This window comes from Streptoalloteichus hindustanus (genome assembly GCF_900129375.1).
GTDB lineage: Bacteria > Actinomycetota > Actinomycetes > Mycobacteriales > Pseudonocardiaceae > Streptoalloteichus > Streptoalloteichus hindustanus.
In genome coordinates, this window is sequence record NZ_FQVN01000005.1 from 574,145 (window position 1) to 597,589 (window position 23,445).

The window sequence follows — 23,445 nt, forward strand, 5'->3', positions numbered from 1 at the left end:
ATGAGTCGGGAGCAGATGCTGCGCGCGGCGGCCGACTTCCTCGGCCGCCGTCCGAACGCCACCCAGGACGAGATCGCCAGGGCGGTCGGGGTCAGCCGGGCCACGCTGCACCGCCACTTCGCCGGGCGCGGCGAACTGCTCGCGGCGCTGGAGCACCTGGCCCTGGCGCACCTGCGCGAGGCGTTGGACGACGCCCGGCTGGACGAGGGCCCGGCGGTGGACGCGTTGCGCCGGCTGGTGGCGGCGTGCGAGCCCGTGGCGCCGTACCTGGCGTTGCTGTACTCGCAGAGCCAGGAGCGCGACCCGGACGAGGAGCCCGCCGAGTGGGCCGACATCGACGCCCGGATCGTCGCGTTGTTCCACCGGGGCAGGCGGACCGGCGAGTTCGGCCCCGACCTGACACCCGCGTGGCTCACCGACGCCTTCTACAGCCTCGTGGCCGGCGCCGCGTGGTCGATCCAGGCGGGCCGCGCGGCGTCCCGCGACTTCACCCAGATGGTCACCGACCTCATGCTGCGCGGGGTCTCGCGCCCCTGACGCGCCCCTGACGCGGCCCGGCGCCAGCTCCGGCTTTCGGTGAGTTCGCTGAGGTCGTGCGTTTCGCACCACCGGATTGCCGGCATTTTCGCTGTTTTTCTTTGAGGTTGGGCAGTAGTAGGTGTCGGAGATGTGAAGGGTGGAGCGGCCGTAGTTGCAGCGGATGGGGGCCCGTTGCTCCGAACGGGAGCCGGGCACTGCCCCTCTCCGGACGATTCCGCTGGCTCACCAGCCCGAGGAGCAGCGGTTTCCCGGCGGGACAAGCCAGGCGGAGCCGCTGTGCCCGCCGCTCCGACCGGCGTTCGGGTGTCACCCGATGGCAGCTTGGCGGGATTCTCCGAACGGCCGATGATTCCTCGCACGGCTTCCTGGGGCGCGGCCGAAGGAACTCGACGAAACGTTTGACGCCAATCCTGGGCAGAACCGAGGGCCCTCGGCTGGTGGCTCGTCAGCGTCTCCGAAGTCGTGACACCCGACGGTGATGACGACTCCGTTGTTCCCAGCCCGGAGGAGGGCTCATGTTCCTGTTCCACCTGTCCCGTCGTTTCCGTTCGCGAAGGGGAGTTGTCGTGGGCGCGGCGCTGGCCGGCCTGCTGCCCCTCGCGCTGGTGGCGCCGGCCGACGCGGCCACGTACCAGCTGTTCTCGACTCCGGGCACCGCCCGGTTCACGGTGCCCTCGGGCGTCAGCGCGGTCACCGTGCACGTCGTCGGAGCCGGGGGCGGCGGAGGCGGCAGCGGCTGGGGGACCTTCCCGGTGCCCGGCCCGGCCGGGGGCGGTGGTGGGGGTGGCGCGAACGCGAGCTGCACGCTGGCCGTCACGCCCGGCACCGTCCTGGACGTCACCGTTGGAGCCGGCGGAGCCAAGGGCGTGGCGAGAGTGGACGACCGCCCGTCGACGGCCGGCAAGACCGCCGGGTGGTCCGGCATCTCCATCGGGACCACCCGCAGGGCCGAGGCCGGCGGGGGCAGCGGTGGCGGCGGTTCCCTGGGGAACGTGGCGGGCGGAGCGGGAGGCACCGGGGCGACGCCGAGGAGCTGCGCGGGTGGCGTGGTGACCACGAACCCCGGTGCCAACGGCGCCAAGGGAGGCGACGGGGTCTTCAACGGCAGCGGAGGCGCGGGTGGCGTGGCCGGGACCACGGTTCCGGCGGAGTGCCCGGCCAACTCCGGCCGGGGTGGGAACGGCGCCAACGGCGGCGTGTTCTCCGGATACGACGGCGACAACGGCTCCAACGGCTGCGTCGTCATCCGGTACTGACGACGGCTGTTCCGCTGGACCGCTGGATTGCTGGCACCTCCGCGCGGTCGCGGTGGCCGGCGCCGCCGGGCCGGTTCGGCCCGGCGGCGCTGACCGTGGTCACCGATCTTCCCTCGGATTCGCCCCTGGTCGAGAAACTCGAAACTGTCCACAATGGACATACAAGAGAAGCCAGGACGAGGCGGTGCCCGCTGACCTGGGAACTGGGGCGGAGCTGTGCCGCCGCGATGGTTGGATGACGTCATGAGCGGATCACTGGGGGCGAGGTACTGCCTGACCGGCGACGAGGAGGACGACGATTTCTGGGGATATGCCCGCGACGCCAGCGGCCTGTTCACGCCGCTGGACAGCGACGGCCAACGGCGGGTCGAACTGCGGGGGCTCGCGCCGCGGGGCACGCTGCTGACCTGTCTCGACCAGGTCGGCGGCAAGCGCGCGCTCGCTGGCAACGCCTATCTCACCCTGTTGGACCCGTCAGGCGCGAAGATGGGCAACTACTTCGTCAACTACGTGCGAGTCGAGTCTGTCCGGCCCTCGTCCGAGGGGCCCGATCTCGTTGACGCGACGGTGAACCTGTGGTGTGACGACCTGTTCCCGGAAGCCGAGTGGCCCTGGGAGCTCCGCCGCACACGACAACTGACCCGCAAGGGGATGTGGTGGTCGCTGGGGCCCGCGGGACGCCACGCCTGGCTGTCGGTCGCTCTCCACCATCACTCGTACCGGAATCTTCCCGACGATCCACGAGGGACGGTCTACGAACTCGACGGCAGCCACATCGTCGACGAGGACAGTTTCTACTGCGCGCTGGGCGAAGCCGTGAACGGGCCAGGAGGCTACTTCGGGTGGAACCTGGACGCCCTTGACGACTGCCTGCGCGGGCGGTGGGGCGCGACCAAACCGTTCACGCTGCACTGGAACCACTCCGACATCGCCAGGACGCACCTCGCCGAGGAGAGCGTCACCATCTCCGGAGCGACGACTGTCCTGTTTGAGTACATTGTGGAAATCCTGCGTGAGCACGACATCGACGTGGTCCTGCGCTGACCTCTGGGCAGGGCTCGGCTCGGAGCGGACGCCGACCCGGCGACCGGGTCGACCGGGTCAGCCCGCCCGCAGCTCCTGGACGACCTCGATGGCCGCGTCGAACAGCTTGATCGGGCAGCCCCAGTAGTCGTAGACGCCGCCACGGGACCGGTTGCTCCCGCAGATCACGAACACCCCGGTGCCGAGCCTCGTCTTGAGCTCGCCCGCCAGCCAACCCACGAAACCGCTGTTGTCGAGTTCGCCGGGGAAGTGGAAGGAGAAGATCCCGAAACGCTCGACGTCCCCGCTCTCGGACGTGAGCGGGACCAGCCGGCTCCAGCTCTCGTCGTCGCGCACCACGGCCAGGGTGTCGCCGGTGAGCACCGGCGGCTCGTCGGCCGGGAACTCCTCGAAGCACCAGACGCCTTCGTGCGCCACGAGATCGGCCTGGGCGATCACGTGACGGAGTCGCTCCTCGGTCTGCCGGGGAGTCTCCACGCTGACACTGACCATGTGCTCGTCTCCTCGTCCGTCCGTGCCCGAATCCGCGATCAGTCCGAAGTGGTCGGGTAGGGGCTCCGCATCACGCCGAAGTACGCCTCGGGAGCTCCGTCCACGTGCTGCGGAAGCTCGGCCATGAAGTCGCGCAACAGCGGCGTCGCGTTGTGCCGGTCGAGGTCCTCCCGCGACCGCCAGACCTCGTACAGGAAGAACCGGCCGTCCTCCTGCTCGTGGAGGTGGTACTGGAGGCTGCCCTCGTGCTCCCGGGACGGCTCGACCAGGTCCAGCAGGAGTTTCCTGAGGACGTCGGCGTGCCCAGGTCGAGGCGTGAGGAATCCGTAGAGCGAAACGGGAATCTGGGCTTCCGGTGTTGTCATACCCCGAGGCTAGGCTCTGACACCGATGTGAAGGTCAAGCCCGCTCCGTGAGCAGTGGATCACATCCGACATCGGCGTGGAGATCCATCTTCCCGGCTGACCCGACCTGGGCAGCCCCCGGCTGAACCGAAACGCGCGGAGGACGGCCCAGCCTGGCGGCCGTCGCCTGCGTCGACTCCTGGCGGGAACGGGTGGGCGTGAGGTCGACATGCCGTGGTGTTTCCCGTGTTCCGCGTGACCAGTCGACCAACGACGTTGCTCGGGCAACACGGCACACTCAGGTGGTGTCGTTACCAGTCCCCACAGTGAGGGCCGATGCCGTCGCGCACTACGCCACGTTGCTGGACAGCGAGGTGTTGCCCTCGGAGGCGTTGTGCCTCACGGCTGTGTGCGGCCTGTCGGTGAGGGAGGGCCTCGCTCGCTTCGGCGCGGGCGGGCTCGGCCGAGAGACCACGCTCGGCGACGCGGGGTTGTCCCTCGCGGATACCTGCCCGGAGGAACTGCGGCTCGTCGTGGTGGTACCACGGGATGGCTGGTTGTTCCTCGTCGAGGACAACGGCTTCCACGGCGCGCGGTCCGCGACGCTGTCCCGACTGTCGAGGCGCACGGTGGCGGCCAGCGTGTACTGGAATGCCAACCTCGACAGCGCGATCAGTCTCGCTCAGGACGGCGAGGTCCTCGCGACGTGTGACTTCGTTGTCGATGACGAGATGCCGGCGGGTGCGCTGCGACCGTTCCTGGACGGCCTGGATTTCGGGGATGCGGATCTCATGTGCGCGGCGGCAGTCGCGTTCCTGGAGCGCGGCACCAGTGTGCGACTCGATGCTGACTGGTCGGTGTCGCCGCACATCGCATCCGTGATCGCATCCCCTGAGTAGTGGACCAACGAATGCCGTATGCCCTGGTCTCGAGAACAGGGGACACGGCCATCCGGTCGTCTCTCTGCGGCGCGCCAGACCCCGATGGGGGAAGTCTGTGGTGGCCGAGGGCGGTTCGGAGCACCGCGACCTACTCTGTCCGTAGCGCGCTCGCCGAACTGCTGATTCCGACCTGAGGATGTTGTCGCGTGTGCCTGCGGGGGCACCGTGGCTGATCACTGATGCGCTGGGGAGCTACGGAGGTGGTGGCGCGTGTGCGGGTGAGCAGTTACGTGATCGGCGCACCGCTCACTGACGAGCGTTTCTACCTTCTTCTGCACGGTATTCGGGGCAGTTTGGACAAGGTCCCGGCGCGGATCGGGGACTACCTGGTCGCCCACCGGGGAGGAGAGGTCGTCTCCCCGCCGTGGGATCGTGACGGCCCGACGCACGCGCATCTGACGGAGCGCGGTTATCTGACCGACCTCCCCGAGGAGGGCGAACGCCAACTCCTGGTGGATGTCGCGACCGCCCTCCACAACGCGGCGCTGTCCCTGCGGCCACCCACTTTCTTCTTCATCCCCGCCTACACCTGCAACCTGCGCTGTCCCTACTGCTTCCAGCCCCACGAGATGCACGCCGGCAAGGGCGTCTACGCGAAGCTCATGAGCCGCGAGCAGGTCGACGACGCGTTCCGCGTCATCGACCGCTTCGATCGCCCCGGCGCCATGGCCGAGCACCTCGACCTGCCTCGGGAAGAACCGGGCACGGCGGACCGGCGAACGACGGCCCGCAGCGCACTCGGCCTGTTCGGCGGGGAACCCCTCCAGGACCAGACGCGGGACATCGTCGGCCACATCGCGCGGCGTGCCGGGGAGCGGGGCGCCACGCTGCGGGCCATCACCAACGGGGTGCGGCTCGACCTGTTCACCGACCTGCTCGGACCCGACGGGCTGGCCGAACTCCAGATCACCCTGGACGGGATGGCCGACCTCCACGACCGGCGTCGGATCGGCCCCCGGTTCCGGAAGACCTTCCAGCGGATCGTCGACAACATCGACCTGGCCCTCGGGCGCGGCGTGCGGGTGATGGTCCGCATCAACGTGGACCGGAGCAACGCCGACGAACTCGCCGAGATGAACGGCTTCTTCCTCGAACGCGGCTGGGGGGACCACCCCGCCTTCTCGGCGGAGGCGGCCGTCGTGACCGGGCAGGCGGGCGGCGAAACCCTCGTGACACGGCCGGAACTGGTCGAGATGCTGAGCGCGATCCGCGCCGACCAGGACAGTTGCGTCGCGGGGTACGAGGGGTACGCCCAGTCCGTCCTCTCCCGCGCGCTCGCCGGGAACTACCCCTTCACCCAGGTCGCGAACTGCGGCGCGGAGACCGGCATGTTGATGTTCGATCCCCGTGGCGACCTCTACGCCTGCTGGGACGAGGTGGGCATCGCCGAACACCGGGTCGGCACCTACCACGGCGGCGCGCTCCGGCTCGACCACGAGGTCGCGCGCGCCTGGCTGTCCCGCTTCCCCGGCGCCATCGACCAGTGCTCGCGGTGCCCCTACGCGCTCATCCACACCTCCGGGTGCGCCAAACACGCACGGGACACCAGCGGCTCCCTGTTCGCGGCGGCGTGCGAGGGCTTCCAGAGCTACTTCCCGCGCAGCCTGGCCGCGACGTACGAGGAGGTCGAGCGCCGGCTGCTCGGTGCGGCCGAGTGGCCCGACCCCCGGCCGGCCACCCGCCACCTGCCCATCGTCGACGTGACCAACGGACGAACCCGCCACTCCGAGATGAGGTGTTGAGATGATGGAGGAACAGTCCCTTTCCGTCTCCCTGAACGACGCGGCGGACATCGTGCGACTGCTCCGCGAGAACCCGGACCTCGCCAACCTGCTCGGGGAGACCCTGGCCGCGGGATGCGGGGACTGCCACGGGTGCAGGGGCACCAAGGGTTCGGTGGCCGAGGAGATGTTGGCGAGCCTTCCGCTGTCGACCCAGTTGGTGCTCAAGAGGGAGCGCATCAGGCAGTTGCAGCAGCAGATCGAGGAGGTCGAGCGGCACATCTCCTCGCAACGCTCGTCATCCCAGAGGTAGTGCGCCGCCGGGCTTCTCGATGGCGACTCACTCTTCCGACCGGCCGCTCGACTGGGCCGGCGCCCTCCCCGACGTGAGCTGGCTCGGCGACACCGCGCCCCGTCGACCTCCGCCCTACCCGGTGGTGCTCGACGTCGTGGAGTCGGCGCTCCGGCAGCGTCCCACTCCTCTGCTGGCGGCCGTGGCCGGCGCCCTGGCGCCCCGGTGGGAGGAACTGGGCGACGCCCGTGACACGGCCGACCTCCTCCCGGGCGACGTCCCCGCCGAGGGAAGCGCCCCGGACGACCGCATGGTGCTGTACTCGGCGGCCCGGGCCATCAGCGAGCTCGGGGCACCGCACGGGTGGGCGGTCGCGGTCGGCGCCGATGTCGGCCCCGACGTGCGCCACTTCCTGCGGCACCTGGCCCGTTTCTCCAGCACGACGGGCTTCATGCTGGCCTGTGTCGGCGGGCGACCGGAGCTGCGGACACTGCTCCCGCACGACGTTCGTTTCGTCGAGCGGCGGCCCGCCCGGCGGACCGGGCAACTCGGGGATTTGTCCACAGTGGACAGGCGGGCGCTCACCGTGCTGGCCGCCTCCCCGGTGGGAGCGCCGCTCGCGGTGGCGCTCCGCGTCGGCCTGACCGAGGCGGTGGCCGTGGCCCTGGCCGCCACCGGGCCGGAGGGCACCCCCTGGATCACGCTGGGCGGGCAGGCGCGTCGAGAGCTGCGCGCCCGGCTCGACGCACGGGTGAGACGACATCACGCGGCCGAGTTGTTCGACGCCTGGCCCCCCGACGGTTGGGGTTACCTGCGACGATCCCACCTGGCGGTCAGCAGCGGGGACCGGAGGCGACTGCGCGCCCAGAACCTTGCCGTGTTCGCCGGATTCGCCACGGTGGGTTGGGAGTTCCTCCAACGCCACGCGGCCGCGCTGGCCATCGCCGCCGACATCGCCGACGCCACCGACCCTGCCGTCGAGGGCGGCGTCGAGGGCGGCGTCCCCGAAATGCCGCAGCGCCACCGGTTGGCCGCGCACCTGGCCGCGGCCCGTCTGGCACCACGGCTCCGACCCGCCGAGCGGTCCAGGACGGCGGCCGTGCACCACCTGCGCCGTGCGCGGGCACTCGCCGAAGGGCCCGTCGAGAAGCTCGACCTGACGGCGGAGCTGGCCAACGTGTTCGCCCTCACCAGAACGAAAGACGGCCTCGCGACGGCGAGAACCCTCTACGACGAGGCGCTGGCGGCCGTCCCGTCCGTCCCGGACCCGGTGCAGCGCACCAGGATCGAGATCGTCCTACGGAACGGTCTCGCCCTGGTGGAGTACTTCGAGGGGAACAACCACGCCGCGCTGGAGTTGGAGGAACGCGCCGAGCGGCTGGCGTACGGGGTGGCCACCCAACGTCCGGAGCTGACGCGGTGGGCGGTCTCCCTGATCGGGGTCAACACGGCGAAGTTGCTCGCGATCCGGTTCGGGGACAGGCAGGCCGCCATCGCGAAGCTGACCGCGGCGCTCCGGACGACCCGCTCCTCGCCGGAGGACTCACGGGGCGTCCGATCGAAACTCGCCCAGCTCCACTTCGTCGACGGAGACTGTCGCGGCGTCATCCGCGCTCTCGACGTCCTCTACCCGCACGACCGCCTGACCGAGGTCGACCAGCGCGAGGAGTTCCGGGACCGACTGATGCTGGCACTGGCCCGACTCAATGTGGGCGACACCGAGTCCTGCCGAGCCCAGGTCGGCCCGCTGCGACTGCTGGCCACGCGCATCGGCAGCGACGTGGCCGGCACCATCGTGGATGTTCTCGCGCAGGCCACCGAAGAGTGCGCGGGCCAACCTGGGGCTCTGGCGACGCTCGGCAGCTCCGCTGGTCCCCGCTGATCCTTGTCGAGGTACGAACGGCCGTGGTGATGTTGACGAACGGGTGCGGTCCGCTTGGCGCGAAACGCGGACTGCGATGCTTGCCCGCATGTTCACCGTCACGATGAACGACGCGGCGGCCGAGGCCGTCCGCGTGTGGGCCGGGTTCGACGCTCTGGAACCGCCGGGCGGGCTGGCGCCCGGGCTCCGGGAACGCGTGGCGCGCGGCATCCACCGCAGGGGCGCGGTACTGATGTGGGCCGACTCCACAGTGGACGCCGGCTCCGCGTCCTCGTTCTTCCCCGACCTCACGGGGTGGGAGTGCGACGACAGCTCCCTGCACCTGGAGGACTTCGTCCCGGTGCGCGTCACCTCGGTCGACGGCCAGCCGGTCGTCGCCGAGCACGACCAGCGGCTCCTGCTTCTGCACGGCCTGGCGCTCGCCCGCGAGGTCGGCCGCCTCGCCCACGCGCTCCAGCCGCCCACTCCGATCCGGTGCGTCATCTCCGCGAACACCACCAACGCCACGTTCCGGTTCCACCAGATCCGCGCGGGCGAGCGCTGGAACGTCCCCGACCTGGACTCCTACCGGCACGACAAGATGATCGTGGTTGACAGCGAACCACCAGCCTGACGTTGGAGGGGAACTTCCTCATCCCCGTTGGTTTCCTCGTCAGGGGGTTGGGCTCGTCGGTCGTGCGAGTTCGGCCAGGTGCTGCCGCAGGACCTTTCGCATGGACTGCGGGGTGACCCGCTCCGGGTAGAGGACCGCGTGCAGGGTGAGGCCGTCGAGCAGGGCGGTCAGCCTCAGGGTCTGCAGCGGGATGTCGACAGCGCCGGGCAGGCCGCCCACGCGCCGCGCCTCGCGCAGGACCCGTCGGACGATCGCGCGGACGCCGTCGTCCATCTCGTCGGCGAGCGGGCGGAGTTCGGGGCGGGTGCGGGCGGCCGTCGTGAAGGTGAGCCACAGCACGGCTTCCTCGCGGCGGGCGTCGTCCAGGGGGAGGAACTCCGCGAGCAGTTGTTCCGCCATGGCGCGGCGGTCGCCCTCGGGGTCGGAGGCCAGCAGCCGGTCGGCGTGGGCCTGGATCCGCAGCCGCACGCGGCGTCCCAGCTCGCGCATGGCGAAGATCATGAGGTCGTTGTGGTCGCTGAAGTAGTGGCGGACCGAGCCGATCGCCAGTCCCGCCTCCTCGGCCACGTTGCGCAGTGACGCGTGTTCCAGGCCGTCCCGGGCGCTGACCCGGAAGACGGCCTCGGCCACCGCCCGGCGGCGCTCTTCGGGGTCCACGATCTTCGGCATGGTTGCCTTTATAGCACGATCGAGCTAAATTCGTTTTAGCTTGCCCATGCCAAAACAACTGGGGGTGCGACGTGAGTGGTGTGGTGATCGGAGCGCTGGTCGCCGTCGGTGTGGTCGCCGTGGTGGTCAAACGACTGCGCGGCGAACCCATGAACCTGCGTGACCTGGTGGCCCCGCCCGTGATCTTCGTCGGCATCGGCGTCTGGTCCCTCTGGCACGCCGAGCGGCTGACCGGCGTCGACCTCTTCTGGGTCATCGCGGGCGCCCTGCTGGGTGCGGCGCTGGGCGCCGTGCGCGGCACCACCGTCAGGATCTTCGTCAGGGACGAGGTGCTGTGGCAGCGGTACACCGGGTGGACCTTCCTCGTCATCCTCGGGACCCTGGTGGTCATGGCCGGTTTCGGGTTCCTGTCAGTCGCCATGGGGATGCACGAGGGCGCCCGGCCCGTCCAGCTCTCCATCGGTGTCGGCTTCCTCGGTGAGTCGTTGGTCCTCGCACTGCGAGGGCGTGCCACCGGTGTTCCCTTCGCCCCCGAGACGCGTCCACGTTTCTGACTCACCGCCGCGAGCCGGTCTGCTCCACAGTGGACGTTTCACCGCTGTTCGGGGCGAGGGAGGTTCCTGGTCGTGCCGTGGAATCCGCGGGTGCGCGCGGTGTCGCCGCTGCCGCGACGAGCAGGGCCATGAGCAGGACGAGCGCCATGAGGACCTGTCCGTGCAGGCCGAGGACGAACAGGGTGCGGTCGGCGAACTCGGGGTCGTAGGTGGCGGTGCCGGGGAACGGCAGCGCGCCGAGCATGCCGAGCCAGGGCGTGGCCAGGACCGCGGCGGCGCACAGCAGCCGGCCACGGGGGTCCCGACCCGGCCGCAGGGCGAGGACGACGCCGACGAGGCCGAGGAGCGCCGTCATCACCATGTACTGGGCGTCGTGGAACTTGGCGTGGGGCGGCCAGTTGGGGTTGAGGGCGTGCTGGGCGGCCAGCTCGGGGATGACCAGGTCGGCGAGCACGGCGCTGACGGCCGTGACCACCCCGACGACGATGATCACGAGTCGGGAAGGGGACATCGGGTTGGCCTTTCGACGGGGGACGGCGCGCCGCGGGGGACGCTGCGGCGGTGTCGGGCAGGGGAGTCAGGCTGACCAGGTGTAGGCGGCGGTGACCGACCGGCCGAAGAGCGCGCGGGGCAGGAGGGGGAGAGCCGCGTCGCGGAGGGCGGTCAGCGGTGGCGAGGACCAGTGGGCCGGAGCGCCGACCTGGCGGGAGCGGCGAGCGATCATCTGGGTGCGCGGCCGGCGGACGCGGTCGTACTCCGCCAGCCCCGCGCGCACGCCGAGGGTGTCCACCGCCGCGGCGAGCGTGACCGCGTCCTCAAGGGCCTGGCAGGCGCCCTGCCCCAGGTTGGGGGTCATGGCGTGCGCGGCGTCGCCGAGCACCGCGACGTTCCCGGAGACATAGGTGCGCAGCTTCGGCAGTTCGTAGGTGTCGTGCTGCGCCACCGCCTCCTCCCGCGCTGAGCGCAGCAGTGCGGGGATGGGGTCGTGCCAGTGCGCGAACCGTTGGCGCAGCTCGCCAAGGCTCACGCGGGAGCCGATCGGCGCGTTGGCCATCAGGTAGCAGTAGACGCGACCGTCGGGCATCGGCACGTGCCCGAAGCGCTCGCCCCTGCCCCAGGTCTCCGCGCTTCCCTCGACGTGCTGGGGCGGAGCGATGAGGCGCCAGGCGCTGTACCCGACGTAGCGCGGCCCGGGCGCCTGCGGCCAGAGGGACCGCCGGGTCACGCTGTGCACGCCGTCGGCGCCCACCACGAGATCCGCGGCGGTGGTGCCGCCGTCGTGGTGGACCGTCCCGTCGGGACGGACGTGGCTGACCCGGGTGCCGGGCCGCAGTGCCCGCGCGGGCACGGCCGTGCGCAGGAGGTCGACCAGGGCGGCCCGGTGCACGGTCACCCACTCGCCGAAGCGGCGTCGCAGGTCGGTGATGTCGTTGCGCACCAACCAGGTTCCGTCCGCGCGGCGGATGCCCGCCGGCGGATCGGCCAGCCCGCCGGATCGCAGGGCATCACCCAGGCCGAGCGCGTCCAGCGCGCGGAGTCCGTTGGGTTGGATCGACAACCCCGCGCCGATCTCGGTGAACTCGGGAGCGCGTTCCAGGACCTCCACCTGCCAGCCGCGCTGGTGGAAGGCCACCGCCGCGGCCAGCCCGCCGATGCCGCCACCCACGATGACCACCTTCATCGCCGGCCCCTCCGCTCCAGGTCCGGCGCGTCCACGCCGAGCCGGCCGTGAGCGGACCGGGACAGCTCCCACCACACGGCCGTCACCAGCAGCACAGCCGCGAGAAGGCCCCACCACCCGCGCTTCACACGTCCTCCTACTGCATCTAGGTTTGCTTAGAGGTATTAAGTAGACCTAGATGCCCTAATATGTCAACGGCGCGACGGCGGGACGGGAGCGGTGACGGTGTCGATGACCGAGCGGACCAGCAGGCGGGAGCGGCTGCGGCGGGCCACCGTGGCGGAGATCCACGCGGCGGTGCGCGGGCTCCTGGTCGAGAAGGGACCGGCCGCGGTGACCATCAACGCGGTCGCCAGGCAGGTGGGCATGAGCGGCCCGGCCCTGTACCACTACTACGCCAGCCACGAGGAACTGGTGGGCGCGGTGACCGCGGACTTCTTCCGCGAGCTGGCCACCGCCATGGAACAGGCGTGCGCGGCCCGCGCCGACGCGCCGGTCGGCGAGCGCATCCTGGCGGCGTGCCGGGCCATGCGTGCCTGGGCGATCTCCCACCCGGCCGAGTTCGGCTGGATCTTCGCCAGCCCGATCACCCCGTCGAACCGCCGGCCCGACTCCGTGCGCCACCAGGCCGCGCAGCGATTCGAGCGGGTCCTGCTGGACCTCACGGTCGAGCTGTGGCAGACGCGCCCGTTCCCGGTGCCCGGCCTGGCCGATCTGCCCGCGTCACTGCGCGAGCAGCTGACCGCCTACTCCGCCACCATCGACGGACGGCTGCCACCCGAGGCCGCGCACGTCTTCCTGTCGTGCTGGACCCGGCTGTACGGCCTGCTGTGCATGGAGGTCCTGCACCAGCTCGACTTCGCCTACTCGGACCTGGAACCCGTCTACGAGGAGTGCCTGCGCGACCTGGCCCTCACCCTCGGCCTGGACCATCCTGGCCGGTAGGCCGCGTGGCCGCCGGTTCCGTCGACGGCGGTCTCCGCCACGGGCGACGCACGTGACTGTCCAATAAGGACAGTGCCACGCGACGTCGCGCCGTTCGATGCCGGGTTCGGCGCGCGGGGGCAGCGGGTTATCGTCTCCGGCGTGACCGAGCTCTCCGCCCCGAACGACACCGCTGCCGCCTACGACGCTGTCGCGTCCCTCTACGCCGAGCTCTTCAGCGACGTGCTGGCGGACCTGCCGATGGAACGCGCGCTGCTGGCCGCGTTCGCCGAACTGGTGCAGGCGCACGGCGCCGGGCCGGTCGCCGACATCGGGTGCGGGCCGGGCCACGTGACGGCGCACATGCAGGCGCTCGGGCCGACCACCTTCGGCATCGACCTGTCCTCCGCGATGATCGCCCTGGCCCGCCAGGCGCACCCCGAACTGCGGTTCGACGAGGGAACGATGACCGCCCTGGAGATCGCCGACGGTGTTCTCGGCGGCGTTCTCGCCCTCTACTCCGTCATCCACCTGCACCCGCGGCAGCTTCCGGCCGTGTTCGCCGAGTTCTGGCGGGTGCTGGCTCCGGGTGGCCACCTGCTGCTCGGGTTCTTCGCCGGGGACGATCCCCAGCCGCGGGAGTTCGACCACAAGGTCGCGCTCGCCTACCGGTGGTCGCCCGACAGCCTCGCGGACCTGTTGCGCCAGGCCGGTTTCGTCGAGGTCGGCAGGTTGCTGCGCGAACCTCGTGAGGGAGAGCGGTTCCAGCAGGCGCACCTGTTGGTGCGCAAGCCGCAGGAGCTCTGAGCGTCCGCCAGACGGCCATCGGGGAAAGCTCCGCGAAGCCTTGCTCACGTGGCCGTTCCCGCGACCGAAGCGGCCACAGTGGACAGTGGACAGTGAACTGAGGACTGTCCCGCGACGACCAGGAGATCAGTCGCGGGGCAGCCCCCGGTGTTCGCTTCGGCGATGACCCGGCAGGACATCGGGTGCGGCGGTCACTGGCTGGAGAACCAGCCCGCCGCGTCGAGCCGGTAGGCCGCGGGGCCGACCACGGCGCGGAGGTCGGCCTCCAGCGCGCGCACGCGCTCGGGGCCCAGCGCGCGGACCCACTCCGCGCGCAGGTCGTCGAAGATCTCCGCCGACTTCCTGAGCACGTCGACGCCGTGCGCGGTGAGCCGCACGACCTTGCGGCGCGCGTCGGCCGGGTCGTCGACGCGCTCGGCGTACCCGAGCGCCTCCAGCCGCTCGACGGTCTTGCCCGCCGCCTGCTTCGACACGCCGAGGCGGCGTCCGATCTCCGACGCCGTCGCGCCCTCGACGCCGATGGCCTGCATCGCGAACCCGTGGGACGGGCGCGCGTCGGGATGCCCGCGACGCGCGAGTTCGGCGTGCAGGCGGTCGATGAGCGTGCGGAAGCCGCCGAGGAGCAGGAGCGGCAGCTCGTAGCCGGGCGCGTCGGTCATGACTTCTTGCCAAGTTCGACAACCAGGTTTACGGTTTCGACAACCACGTTGTCGATACTACGTCTGGAGTCGCCGTGTTCCCTGATCACACCCCGGAGTCTGCACCCCCGGCCGCGCGCCCGGCGATCGCGGCCGTCGCGCGGAAGTTCGGCGGGCACGTCCCCGCCGCCGTCGGCCGTCTGGCGTCGTCCCCGGAGCTGCTGAACGGCTTCCTGAAGCTGAACGCGATCTTCGAGTCCACGACGTTGCCGGCGGTGGACCGCGAAGTGCTGGTCATGACGGTGGCCGCGCGCAACGGCTGCCACATCTGCGTGGCGATGCACACGGCGGCGCTGCACGGGCTGTCGGCCCCGCCGGAGCTGGTGGCGGCGCTGCGGGCGCGGTCGGCGCTGCCGGACCCGCGCCTGGAGGCGCTGCGCACGTTCGTGCTGACGGTGATGGACACGACGGGCGAGGTCCCGGACTCGGCGCTCGCGGCGTTCACCAGCGCGGGCTACACGGCGCAGAACGCGCTGGAGGTGGTGCTGGGGATCGGCACGTACACGCTGTCCACGTACGCGAACCGCCTGGTCCGCGCTCCGCTGGACGACGCGTTCGCGGACCACGCCTGGCACGCCGCGCCGGTGCCCGCGTAACAGGCCGGCGGCCCGGGGTCCCGGTTGGGAACGGCCGGGCGCAGCGCCCGGAGGCCGCGCAGAACGTCATCGTTCCCGGACGGGATCGCCCGGGAACGATGACGGACGGGCCGGTCTGCTACCGGTTCCCGCGCAGCCACGCCGCGAAGGTCAGCAGCTCCGGGTACCGCGCGCGGAGCGCGGGGACGTCGGCCCGGTACCCCTTCTCGTTGAGCCAGTCGAACAGGGTCGCCACCTCATCGGCGGCGGCCCGCAGCTCCTCGGTCGGCTGTCGCTCGAAGCGGGTCGGAATGCCGTCGACCTCGGTGAACACCTCGGCGATCCGCCGCACGGTCAGCTCGTCGCCGGCAATCTCGATCTTCCTGCCGACGAACTCGCCCGGCCTGGCGAACGCGTCGGCGGCGATCCGGCCGATGTCGGCCAGCGCGATCATCTGCACCGTGGTGTCGGCGTCCAGCGGGATCGACGCGACCCGCTCACCGTTCTCCGCCTCCGGCGCCTTCTCCGGCACCATCGACGACCAGTTCTCCATGAAGAACACCGGCCGCAGCACTGTCGCGGGCACGCCGATGGCGTCGATGTGCGCCTCGATCTCCGCCTTGGTCTCGAAGTGCGCGACGCCGGAGCCGTGGCCCGCGCTGCCGACGGAGCTGTAGACCAGGTGCGCGACCCCTGCCGCCCTGGCCGCGTCGGCGACGTTCTTTCCTTGCCGCACCTCGACTTCCGGGCGCGGGTCGGCCAGGTAGTTGGGCAGCACGCCGAAGACGCCGTGCACGCCCCGCGCCGCAGCGCGCAGCGACTCCGCGTCGTCGAGGTCGCCGGCGACCAGCTCCGCGCCGAGCGCCTGGAGGTCCTTGGCCTCCTGCTTGTTCAGGTCGCGGACGAGGGCGCGCACCGCCCAGCCCCGGTCGAGCAGCCTCCGGGCGACGGCGCCGCCCTGGCCGCCGGTCGCGCCCGTGACCAGAACGCTCTTCTTGTTCGACACTGCGAGATCCCTTCAACGACGTGCTTGCGCGGCCGGTTTCGCTTCCGGCGCGGGCTGTGGACTGGGGCTCAGCCGCGTGGGCGGTTGGGCGCGGGGAGCTGTCCCGCGACGATCGCGGCGAGCGAGAGGGCGAAGCCCCCGAGTTGGACCGGGCCGAGCGTCTGGCCGAGCAGGACGGCGCCGAGCACGGCGGCGACCAGCGGCGAGAGCAGGCCGAGCACCGCGACGGAGGTGACGGGCAGGGTGGTGACGCCCTGGAACCACAGGACGTAGGTGATCAGGCCGCCGACCAGGCCCAGCCAGAGGTAGCCGAGGGCCGCGGTCGAGGTGATCACGGGTGGCGGCCCCTCGACGAGGAACGTGACGGGCAGCAGGAACAGGCCGCCCGCGGTGAGCTGCCAGCCGGCGAAGGCGGTGGGACCGACCCCGGCGGGTCGTCCCCAGCGTTTGGTGAGGGTCACGCCGAGCGCCATCGTGGCCGCGCTGGCCAGGCCGGCCGCGATGCCGACGACGTCGAGCGCGGCGTTCGGCCCGATCACCACCAGGCCGACGCCGGCCACGCCCACCCCGCCCCAGGCCAGGCGCCACGCGGACAGGCGCTCGTGGAGCACGGTGACGGCCAGGACGGCGACGATGATCGGCTGGGCCGCCGCCAGGGTCGCGGCGACGCCGCCCGGCAGGCGCTCCGCCGCGACGAACAGCAGCGGGTGGAGCAGTCCGATGTTCAGCACGCCGAGCGCCGCGGCCTTCCCCCACCACGTGCCACGCGGCAGCGTCCGGGTGATCGCCAGCGCGACCAGGCCGGCGGGCAACGCGCGCAGGAGTCCCGCGAACAGCGGGTGGCCACGCGGAAGGAGCTCGGTGGTGACGACATAGGTCGTGCCCCACACCGCGGGAGCGAGTGCGGTCAGGAGGGTGCGGGGCAGGTTTCCCCGGAGGAGGCCGGTGCTCGCTCCGCCGGAAACCCGCTGTGCTGCTGGGCTTGTCACGTCGGCAATCACAGCCCGCCGCGATCAATGAGTCCAACACATGTTTGTCACGCCATCGATCTCGATACAAGATGGATCGGTGGACCTCCAGCAGATGCGTTACGTGGTCGCCGTCGCCGAGACGAGCAGCTTCACCCGGGCCGCCGAGCGGTGCCTGGTCGTCCAGTCCGCCCTCAGCCACCAGATCGCGCGCCTGGAACGGGAACTGGGCGCGCGGCTCTTCGAGCGCACCAGCCGCCGCGTGCGGCTGACCCCGGCCGGCGCGGCCTTCCTGCCCGCCGCGCGTCAGTGCCTGGACGCCGCCGAGCGCGCGGTCGCCGAGGTCGCCGCGGCCGTCGGCGAGGTGCGCGGACGGCTCGCCGTGGGCGTGATCCCCTCCGTCGCCGCGGTCGACATCCCGCGCGCGCTGCGCGACTTCCGCCAGCGGTACCCGGCCGTGCGCGTCAGCCTGCGCGTGGGCGCGAGTGAGGAGCTCGTCGAGCAGGTCCGGCAGGGAGCCGTCGACGTCGCCTTCCTCGGACTGCCGGCCACGGCGCGACCGCAGGGCGTCGACGCCAGGGAGCTCGCCCGGGACCGCCTCGTCGCCGTGGTCGCGCCGGACCACCCCCTCGCCGGCGAACCCGCGGTCGACCTCCGTCGGCTCTCCTCCGAGGTGTTCGTGGACCTGCCGGCCGGGACGGCCGGGCGCGCCCAGTCCGACCAGGCCTTCGCGGCGGCCGGCCTCGGCCGCGACGTGGCGTTCGAGGTGACCAACGCGGACTTCCTGGCCCGGCTCGTCGGGCAGGGGCTCGGCGTCGCCATGCTCCCGGCCGCCTACGCGCGTCAGCTCGCCGGCGTCACCACCATCGAGGTCGCGGACGCGCCGATCCGCGTCGAGCACGTCATCTGGAGCCCCGTGAGCCGCCCGCCCGCCGCGACCGCCTTCCTCGACATCCTCGGCATTCCCACCGCGCTCGACCCGGCAGGGGATGCTCCGGGCGCGGCGGGGCCCGTTCGCTAATCTGTCCAGTGTGGACCCAGGTGTGGGGTGGTTGGGTTCGGCGCGTTGGCGTGGCCCACGATGTTCGGCTCCGGCCAGAACAGCGCGTCCTCACTCCGCTCGACGGCTGGCTGACGTCAGAATCTGAGGGTTTTTCCGTTGTCGGAGCCAGATTCGTCGACAGCCCGTGGACCTGTCTGGAGGGCTTGTGCCTTTGGTGCTGGTGCACTACCAACCAGGTGTGGCCGCCGAGAGTCTTCTCAGACTGACGCCGGTGCTCTGCGCCACCGTGTCCCGCCTGCTCCGCCGCGAGGACCAGGGGCGCGAGATCGTCGTCACGCCGGACATGGTCAAGGTTCGTTTCGTTGCGGCGTCCACAATGGACCACAACATGCCGGACGTCCTGGTCGAGGTCGAGGCGCGCGCGTACGCCTCGCGGCTGCCCGGGGCGGAGGCCATGGCGGCGGCCCTGGGTGACGCGCTCGCCCCCGTGCTGCCGCCCACGACATCGTGTGGCGTGTGGTTCAAGCTGTGTGTGGGCGGCTGGCACCTCACGCGGGGATCGTGGTGGTGAAGGAAGTTCGCGATCCTGGTTCGCGGGTGCGTGATCGAGATCAGTTCGGCCACGCACCCACGACCGCCGCTTCAGCGGCGTGGTGGCTTCCTCTCCAGGGGAACGCCGATCAGGTCGAGCGCGTTGATCAGGGACACCTGGGCGACGAGGTGGCCGAGTTCGGCGTCGGTGGGGAAGTGCGCACCGTGTTGGGGATGTTTCCGTCTGGGAGACGAGAGGAGGCGCGCGGATGTGACAACCTGGCCGTGCCTCTTCGCGATGGGCTTTCGCCGCCCGACACCGACAGCACCCGGGACGTGGTCGGGTCGATGCTCGCAGAGGACGACGGACCCCCACGCGTCCCCCAAAGTCGGGACAGGCGGGAGTTCGGGACGGACGGTGTGATGGTTCCCGCCGAGCTCGGTGGACGGCCACGGGCTCGCGGCAGGCCGAGCGCGTGACGCGCGAGCCGCGCGAACGGCGTCAGACCGGGTGAGGAGAGCGACGTCATGATCGAGGGAAGTACCGCCAAGCTGGCGCTGCTGATCGACGCGGACAACGCCCAGCCAGCGATCATCGAGGCCCTGTTGGCCGAGGTCGTCAAGTACGGCACGGCGCACGTCAAACGCGCCTACGGCGACTGGACCGGCACCCGGTTGCAGGGCTGGAAGGGGCAGCTGCTCGCCCAGTCGATCCAGCCCGTCCAGCAGTTCGCCTACACCAGCGGCAAGAACGCCACGGACGCGGCGATGATCATCGACGCGATGGACCTGCTGTACACCGGCCGGTTCGACGGGTTCTGCCTCGTCTCCAGCGACAGCGACTTCACGCGCCTGGCCGCGCGGCTGCGCGAGTCGGGGTTGCGGGTCTACGGGTTCGGGGAGAGCAAGACCCCCAAGCCGTTCGTGGCGGCCTGCGACAAGTTCATCTACACCGAGAACCTCACCCGACCTCTCGGTCGAAGTGCCGAAGGCGACGCCGTGGTCGCGGCCCCCCGCGCGTTGCCCGCGCCGCTCATGGCCGAGGACGCGCTCATCACCCAGCTCCAACGGGCCGTCGAGGCCGCGTCGGACGAGGACGGGTGGGCGCTGCTGTCCACGGTCGGCCACATCCTCACCAGCCAGCACCCGGACTTCGACTCCCGCAACTACGGTCACGCCAAGCTCAGCGACCTCATCGCCGCGACCTCGGTCTTCGCGTTGGACCGACGTCAGTCCGACGACGGCAAGTCCGCCGTCGTCCACGTCCGCGACCTGCGCCCCTGACGCGCGGTCCCGAGGGCACTTCCCTGTGTGGTGCGAAGATCTGTCCGGAGCAGGGCGTACCACCGGACGGCGCACGGACTTTGCCGAAAACGATCAGTTGGTTGTGCGCCGGAACAGCGAGGCGCGACCATGCCGCCCCATGACGGGACAGAGCGAGGACGGCTGGGAAAGTCAGGTGGCGGAGGCGGTCAGGACGCACCTGGCGGTCGACCTCGACGAACTGCGACTGCTGGCCGGACTGTCCTACCGCGAGCTGGCGCGCCGCACCGGATGCGCGCGCAGCACGCTGCACGACGCGCTGACCGGGCGCCGGTTTCCCCGGCTCGACACCGTGTTGGCGATCGTGCGGGCCTGCGGCGGGGACGTCGCCGGTTGGAGAGCGCGCTGGACCGCCGCCACCCGACGGGCGACGGCGACCCCACCCGCGGATCGGTGCGCGCACCTGGTGAACCTGTTGGACAGCACGCAGGAACAGGTCCTGCGCGCGGTCGCGGAGTGCCTGCTGGGCATCCCGCAGGAACACGTCGTGCGGACGGTGGCGAGGTGGCGGCACATGGCTCACGTGCCGGGCACGCGCCCGAGAACGTCGCGGCAGTCGACCAGGCCGAGCTGACGGGAGTCCTGCGACCGCGGGTTGTCACCCACGACCGCCACGTGGCCGGGCGGCACGTGCGACAGACCCGGCAACGCCGGGGCGAGCCAGTCCGGCAGCGGGTCGCCGGCGACGGCCGCGACCCGCTTGATCCGGTGCGGCAGCTCGTCGTCGGGCACGCGGAACACGATGACGTCACCGCGACGCGGGTGTCGGCGCAGTCGGCGGGCCACCAGCCGCTGTCCATCATGGAGGGTGGGCGACATGCTGTGGCCGCGCACCGTCACCCTGATCCACCACGCCATCACGTCGCCCTCGCGTCCTGGTATCCCCGCGCCTGCAGGCGGAACAGGCGGGCGTACTCACCGCCGGCGGCCATCAGCTCGTCGTGACCGCCCCGCTCGGCGATCCGGCCGTCGACGAGGGTGGCGATCAGGTCGGCGTCGCGGAGCGCGGCCATCCGGTGGGAGACCAGCAGCCGGGTTCGGCCCTCGGCGTGCCGGTGGAGGGTGGTGTGCACGTGGTGCTCGCTCTCGGCGTCCAGGCCCGACGTCGGTTCGTCGAGCACCACCAGGTCGGCGTCGGCGCGCATCAGGCACCGGGCCAGCGCCACCCGCTGCCACTGCCCGCCGGACAGGGTCACCCCCGCGCGCTCGTCGTCCGCGTGGGTTCTGGACAGCACGGTGTCGTAGCCGTTCGGCAGCGCCGCCACCGTCTCGGCGACGCGGGCCGCCTCAGCCGCCGCGACGATCCGCGACCGGTCGCGGAGCTCGTGCACCCGCCCGATGCCGATGTTCTCCGCCGCGGTCAGGTCGTAGGTCATGAACTCCTGGAACACCACGCCGATCCGGGAGCGCAGCGCCGTGACGTCGAGCTGGCGGATGTCCGTGCCGCCCCAGGTGATCGTGCCGCGCTGCGGGTCGTAGAACCGGCACAGCAGTTTCACCAGCGTGCTCTTGCCCGCGCCGTTGACGCCGACCAGCCCCACGGCCGCGCCGGCCGGGATGGTCAGATCCACCCCGCGCAGCACCCACGGGCCGTCGTCCCGGTACCGGAACCAGACGTCCCGCAGCTCGATCGTCGGCGGGTGGGGCGGTTCTCCCGTCCCCACAGGTAGATCGTCCTCCAGGTCGAGGACGTCGAGGTAGTGGCCGAACAGCCGCAGCGCGCGACCGGCCTCGCCGAGCTGGAGCACCACGCCGGACAGCCCGGTCTGCGCTCCGGCCACCGCGCCGAGGAACAACACGAGGTCGCCGACCGACGAGCGACCGGCGACGACGCCCGCGGCGACCACGACCGTGCCCGCCCCCGTGACGGCCGCGCCGAGCAGCGCGAGCCCGCTCTGCGTCACCGTGCCCCGGCGGGCGGCCGTCAACCGGGCGCGGGAGACCGTCGCCAGCGAGTCGACCATCCTTGCGTGCAGCAGCGGGCCGAGCCCGAACAACCGGATTTCCTTGGCAGCGCGAACATCCGTGAGCAGCGCGCGGTAGAACAGGCGACGCCGGTCGGTGGCCACCCACGCCTCCTCGGTGGCCGCCTCCCGCCGCGCGGTCGCCAGCCGGGCGAGGACGGCGGTGGCCACCGACGCGAGCAGCAGCAAGGTCATCGGCGGCCACACCGCCAGCATCGCTCCGGTGAAACTGGCGAGCAGCACGGCGGAGCGGACCAGCTCCTGCGCGAACTGCGTGATCGTGTCCGGAGCCTCCTGCGCCGCCTGCTCGGCGAGCCGGAGCCGGTCGTGGAACGCGGGGTCCTCGATGTGCCGCAGTCCCGGGAAAGCGGCGACGCGCCGGAAGAGCCGGCTCTCCACCATCAGCCCGACCCGGCGCCGGACGACCTCGGCGAGGTGGCCGCCGAGGTAGAGCAGCGCGGCGCCGAGCCCGCCGACCACCGCCGCGGCGAGGGCGAGGAACACCGCTCGGCCCGTGCTCGCCGCTCCCGAGGTGAGCTCGTCGACCAGCAGCATCGTCAGCCAGGCCCCGGTCGCGGGCGCGACGCCGGCGGCCACGGTGAGCAGCAGGGTGGCGGTGGCGGCCACCGGCGCGGCCCGGAAGGGCAGTGCGAGCGCCGACGCGGCCGCGCGGGGCGCGGAACGGGTCATGCCACGGGCGACGCAACGTCGGCGAAGTGGCTGGGCCGGGAACCGGACGCGGTCACCACGCCGCCGTGCGTGTGCAGCAACGTGGGAAACGAGTTGACCCCGAACGCGGCCAGCACGGGGTCGTCGACGTCGATGACCGCGACCTGCCCGAGGGCGCCGACCTTCGCGACCATCCGCCCGGTCGCGTCCTCCGCCGGGTCTCCCGCCACGACGGACACGAACCGGGCGGCCGGCGGGGCGGCCACGAGCGCGTCGCTGAGCGTGCGGCACGGCCCGCAGCCGACCGAGAAGAAGCCGACGTGCACCGGACCGGTCAGGTCGTCCTCGGTGATCGTGACGCCGTCGGTGTCGGTGAGCGAGAACGGGCGGACGACCGCGCCGGGCCGCGGCAGGTCCGGATCGCGGGCCGGGACGGCGATGATCTGTTGCAGCGCGCGGATTCGGCTGACCAGCCCGAAGGTGAGGAGGACGTGCGGCACGACCACGACGGCGAGCACGGCGACGACGACGGAGAGCAGGGTCATCGGATTCTCCCGGTGGGAACGAGGAGCAGGGCGACGTCCTCGCGCTGGTGTGTCTACTGTGGACGGTGGGATGGCATCGGCGGGGCGTGGCACGCGGGGGCACGACATGGTGCCCCCGCGGCCACTCCGGGCAGTGTCCCCAGCAGCTGTCCTCAGCAGCTGGTGGTGCGGGAGACGCAGCTGCCGTAGCAGTTGAAGCGGTAACCACGCCGGCAGCACTTGCCGTGCTCCGGCACGCAGGCGCCCGCCTCGACCTTCGGCAGCACCAGTCCGACAAGACGGTCGCCCGCTCGCTGAACGAGTCGCTTCACGTCCGCTCCTTCCCCGATCTACCAACGAGGGCAACACGCTGACCCGGGCCGCGCGGGAACGGAAGAGATGTCGGACAACCTCGGACACACGC

29 protein-coding genes are annotated in these 23,445 nt (G+C 71.6%); 16 read left to right on the forward strand and 13 right to left on the reverse strand.

The window, feature by feature from the left end:
- The 3 genes from BUE43_RS18395 (at nucleotide 1) to BUE43_RS18405 (ending at nucleotide 2,840) form a co-directional block, all read left to right on the forward strand.
- The gene (locus tag BUE43_RS18395) at nucleotides 1–537 is read left to right on the forward strand and encodes a TetR/AcrR family transcriptional regulator (protein ID WP_083959823.1); all 537 of its coding nucleotides are present in this window, start codon (nucleotides 1–3) and stop codon (nucleotides 535–537) included.
- A gap of 569 nt (nucleotides 538–1,106) precedes the next feature.
- Nucleotides 1,107–1,796: a glycine-rich domain-containing protein gene (locus BUE43_RS18400; protein WP_073484754.1), complete on the forward strand. Its 690-nt coding sequence runs from the start codon at nucleotides 1,107–1,109 to the stop codon at nucleotides 1,794–1,796.
- Between the two features lie 243 nt (nucleotides 1,797–2,039).
- Complete coding sequence (locus BUE43_RS18405) at nucleotides 2,040–2,840, forward strand: barstar family protein (protein ID WP_073484756.1); 801 nt, start codon at nucleotides 2,040–2,042, stop codon at nucleotides 2,838–2,840.
- Between the two features lie 57 nt (nucleotides 2,841–2,897).
- Here the strand turns inward: BUE43_RS18405 and BUE43_RS18410 are convergent, their stop codons facing one another.
- Both BUE43_RS18410 and BUE43_RS18415 read right to left on the reverse strand, forming a co-directional pair.
- Nucleotides 2,898–3,332 (reverse strand): DUF6196 family protein, encoded by a 435-nt coding sequence (locus BUE43_RS18410; protein ID WP_073484758.1) that lies wholly within the window; start codon nucleotides 3,330–3,332, stop codon nucleotides 2,898–2,900.
- Between the two features lie 38 nt (nucleotides 3,333–3,370).
- Nucleotides 3,371–3,697 (reverse strand): putative quinol monooxygenase, encoded by a 327-nt coding sequence (locus BUE43_RS18415; RefSeq protein ID WP_073484760.1) that lies wholly within the window; start codon nucleotides 3,695–3,697, stop codon nucleotides 3,371–3,373.
- A gap of 305 nt (nucleotides 3,698–4,002) precedes the next feature.
- Between BUE43_RS18415 and BUE43_RS18420 the strand changes: the two genes are divergently transcribed.
- The 5 genes from BUE43_RS18420 to BUE43_RS18440 all read left to right on the forward strand — a co-directional run bounded on the left by BUE43_RS18420 (nucleotide 4,003) and on the right by BUE43_RS18440 (nucleotide 9,125).
- Complete coding sequence (locus BUE43_RS18420) at nucleotides 4,003–4,575, forward strand: DUF6461 domain-containing protein (protein ID WP_073484762.1); 573 nt, start codon at nucleotides 4,003–4,005, stop codon at nucleotides 4,573–4,575.
- A gap of 242 nt (nucleotides 4,576–4,817) precedes the next feature.
- Nucleotides 4,818–6,359, forward strand: a complete 1,542-nt coding sequence (locus BUE43_RS18425) for a radical SAM/SPASM domain-containing protein (RefSeq protein ID WP_073484765.1) — start codon at nucleotides 4,818–4,820, stop codon at nucleotides 6,357–6,359.
- Nucleotide 6,360: 1 nt separating this feature from the next.
- On the forward strand, nucleotides 6,361–6,651 hold the full coding sequence (locus BUE43_RS18430; RefSeq protein ID WP_073484767.1) for a hypothetical protein: 291 nt from the start codon (nucleotides 6,361–6,363) through the stop codon (nucleotides 6,649–6,651).
- 19 nt (nucleotides 6,652–6,670) lie between these two features.
- Nucleotides 6,671–8,512 carry a hypothetical protein gene (locus BUE43_RS18435; protein WP_073484769.1) on the forward strand — a complete coding sequence of 614 codons (1,842 nt, stop codon included), beginning with the start codon at nucleotides 6,671–6,673 and terminating at the stop codon, nucleotides 8,510–8,512.
- Between the two features lie 88 nt (nucleotides 8,513–8,600).
- Nucleotides 8,601–9,125: a hypothetical protein gene (locus BUE43_RS18440; protein WP_143174233.1), complete on the forward strand. Its 525-nt coding sequence runs from the start codon at nucleotides 8,601–8,603 to the stop codon at nucleotides 9,123–9,125.
- A 39-nt stretch (nucleotides 9,126–9,164) separates the two neighbouring features.
- Here the strand turns inward: BUE43_RS18440 and BUE43_RS18445 are convergent, their stop codons facing one another.
- Complete coding sequence (locus BUE43_RS18445) at nucleotides 9,165–9,794, reverse strand: TetR/AcrR family transcriptional regulator (protein WP_073484771.1); 630 nt, start codon at nucleotides 9,792–9,794, stop codon at nucleotides 9,165–9,167.
- A 71-nt stretch (nucleotides 9,795–9,865) separates the two neighbouring features.
- Between BUE43_RS18445 and BUE43_RS18450 the strand changes: the two genes are divergently transcribed.
- Nucleotides 9,866–10,348 (forward strand): CcdC protein domain-containing protein, encoded by a 483-nt coding sequence (locus BUE43_RS18450; RefSeq protein WP_073484774.1) that lies wholly within the window; start codon nucleotides 9,866–9,868, stop codon nucleotides 10,346–10,348.
- Nucleotide 10,349: 1 nt separating this feature from the next.
- Here BUE43_RS18450 and BUE43_RS18455 read toward each other — a convergent pair whose 3' ends face one another.
- The 3 genes from BUE43_RS18455 to BUE43_RS35640 form a co-directional block, all read right to left on the reverse strand.
- On the reverse strand, nucleotides 10,350–10,859 hold the full coding sequence (locus tag BUE43_RS18455) for a DUF6640 family protein (RefSeq protein WP_200797568.1): 510 nt from the start codon (nucleotides 10,857–10,859) through the stop codon (nucleotides 10,350–10,352).
- Between the two features lie 66 nt (nucleotides 10,860–10,925).
- Nucleotides 10,926–12,029: an FAD-dependent monooxygenase gene (locus BUE43_RS18460; protein WP_073484776.1), complete on the reverse strand. Its 1,104-nt coding sequence runs from the start codon at nucleotides 12,027–12,029 to the stop codon at nucleotides 10,926–10,928.
- The gene (locus tag BUE43_RS35640; RefSeq protein WP_268844435.1) at nucleotides 12,026–12,157 is read right to left on the reverse strand and encodes a hypothetical protein; all 132 of its coding nucleotides are present in this window, start codon (nucleotides 12,155–12,157) and stop codon (nucleotides 12,026–12,028) included. The genes BUE43_RS18460 and BUE43_RS35640 overlap by 4 nt, the downstream gene beginning before the upstream one ends.
- A gap of 103 nt (nucleotides 12,158–12,260) precedes the next feature.
- Between BUE43_RS35640 and BUE43_RS18465 the strand changes: the two genes are divergently transcribed.
- Both BUE43_RS18465 and BUE43_RS18470 read left to right on the forward strand, forming a co-directional pair.
- Complete coding sequence (locus tag BUE43_RS18465) at nucleotides 12,261–12,974, forward strand: TetR/AcrR family transcriptional regulator (protein ID WP_073485006.1); 714 nt, start codon at nucleotides 12,261–12,263, stop codon at nucleotides 12,972–12,974.
- A gap of 141 nt (nucleotides 12,975–13,115) precedes the next feature.
- A complete protein-coding gene (locus BUE43_RS18470) occupies nucleotides 13,116–13,760 on the forward strand; it encodes a class I SAM-dependent DNA methyltransferase (protein WP_073485008.1) in 645 nt (214 codons plus the stop codon).
- A gap of 191 nt (nucleotides 13,761–13,951) precedes the next feature.
- Here the strand turns inward: BUE43_RS18470 and BUE43_RS18475 are convergent, their stop codons facing one another.
- Entirely contained in the window at nucleotides 13,952–14,419 is a 468-nt protein-coding gene (locus BUE43_RS18475; protein ID WP_073484778.1) for a MarR family winged helix-turn-helix transcriptional regulator, read from the reverse strand.
- Between the two features lie 74 nt (nucleotides 14,420–14,493).
- On the opposite strand from BUE43_RS18475, the gene BUE43_RS18480 reads away from it, so the two are divergent.
- Nucleotides 14,494–15,054, forward strand: a complete 561-nt coding sequence (locus tag BUE43_RS18480; RefSeq protein ID WP_073484780.1) for a carboxymuconolactone decarboxylase family protein — start codon at nucleotides 14,494–14,496, stop codon at nucleotides 15,052–15,054.
- Nucleotides 15,055–15,172: 118 nt separating this feature from the next.
- Here the strand turns inward: BUE43_RS18480 and BUE43_RS18485 are convergent, their stop codons facing one another.
- A complete protein-coding gene (locus tag BUE43_RS18485; protein WP_073484782.1) occupies nucleotides 15,173–16,039 on the reverse strand; it encodes an NmrA/HSCARG family protein in 867 nt (288 codons plus the stop codon).
- Nucleotides 16,040–16,107: 68 nt separating this feature from the next.
- Entirely contained in the window at nucleotides 16,108–16,965 is an 858-nt protein-coding gene (locus BUE43_RS18490) for an EamA family transporter (RefSeq protein ID WP_073485010.1), read from the reverse strand.
- Between the two features lie 142 nt (nucleotides 16,966–17,107).
- Between BUE43_RS18490 and BUE43_RS18495 the strand changes: the two genes are divergently transcribed.
- The 4 genes from BUE43_RS18495 to BUE43_RS18510 all read left to right on the forward strand — a co-directional run bounded on the left by BUE43_RS18495 (nucleotide 17,108) and on the right by BUE43_RS18510 (nucleotide 20,438).
- Nucleotides 17,108–18,028: a LysR family transcriptional regulator gene (locus BUE43_RS18495; RefSeq protein ID WP_073484784.1), complete on the forward strand. Its 921-nt coding sequence runs from the start codon at nucleotides 17,108–17,110 to the stop codon at nucleotides 18,026–18,028.
- Nucleotides 18,029–18,215: 187 nt separating this feature from the next.
- Nucleotides 18,216–18,581, forward strand: coding sequence for a hypothetical protein (locus BUE43_RS18500; protein WP_143174234.1), 366 nt, complete (start codon nucleotides 18,216–18,218; stop codon nucleotides 18,579–18,581).
- 488 nt (nucleotides 18,582–19,069) lie between these two features.
- The gene (locus tag BUE43_RS18505) at nucleotides 19,070–19,825 is read left to right on the forward strand and encodes an NYN domain-containing protein (protein WP_073484789.1); all 756 of its coding nucleotides are present in this window, start codon (nucleotides 19,070–19,072) and stop codon (nucleotides 19,823–19,825) included.
- 139 nt (nucleotides 19,826–19,964) lie between these two features.
- The gene (locus tag BUE43_RS18510) at nucleotides 19,965–20,438 is read left to right on the forward strand and encodes a helix-turn-helix domain-containing protein (RefSeq protein WP_083959793.1); all 474 of its coding nucleotides are present in this window, start codon (nucleotides 19,965–19,967) and stop codon (nucleotides 20,436–20,438) included.
- On the opposite strand, the gene lepB is transcribed toward BUE43_RS18510, so the two are convergent.
- The 4 genes from lepB to BUE43_RS34730 form a co-directional block, all read right to left on the reverse strand.
- Complete coding sequence (gene lepB, locus BUE43_RS18515; protein ID WP_073484793.1) at nucleotides 20,384–20,722, reverse strand: signal peptidase I; 339 nt, start codon at nucleotides 20,720–20,722, stop codon at nucleotides 20,384–20,386. The two genes, BUE43_RS18510 and lepB, sit on opposite strands and share 55 nt — an antisense overlap.
- Nucleotides 20,722–22,518, reverse strand: coding sequence for an ABC transporter ATP-binding protein (locus BUE43_RS18520; protein WP_073484796.1), 1,797 nt, complete (start codon nucleotides 22,516–22,518; stop codon nucleotides 20,722–20,724). Before BUE43_RS18520 ends, lepB begins: the two co-directional genes overlap by 1 nt.
- Nucleotides 22,515–23,042, reverse strand: a complete 528-nt coding sequence (locus BUE43_RS18525) for a TlpA family protein disulfide reductase (protein ID WP_073484798.1) — start codon at nucleotides 23,040–23,042, stop codon at nucleotides 22,515–22,517. The genes BUE43_RS18520 and BUE43_RS18525 overlap by 4 nt, the downstream gene beginning before the upstream one ends.
- A 152-nt stretch (nucleotides 23,043–23,194) precedes the next feature.
- On the reverse strand, nucleotides 23,195–23,353 hold the full coding sequence (locus tag BUE43_RS34730) for a hypothetical protein (RefSeq protein ID WP_200797570.1): 159 nt from the start codon (nucleotides 23,351–23,353) through the stop codon (nucleotides 23,195–23,197).
- Between the last annotated feature and the right edge of the window lie 92 nt (nucleotides 23,354–23,445).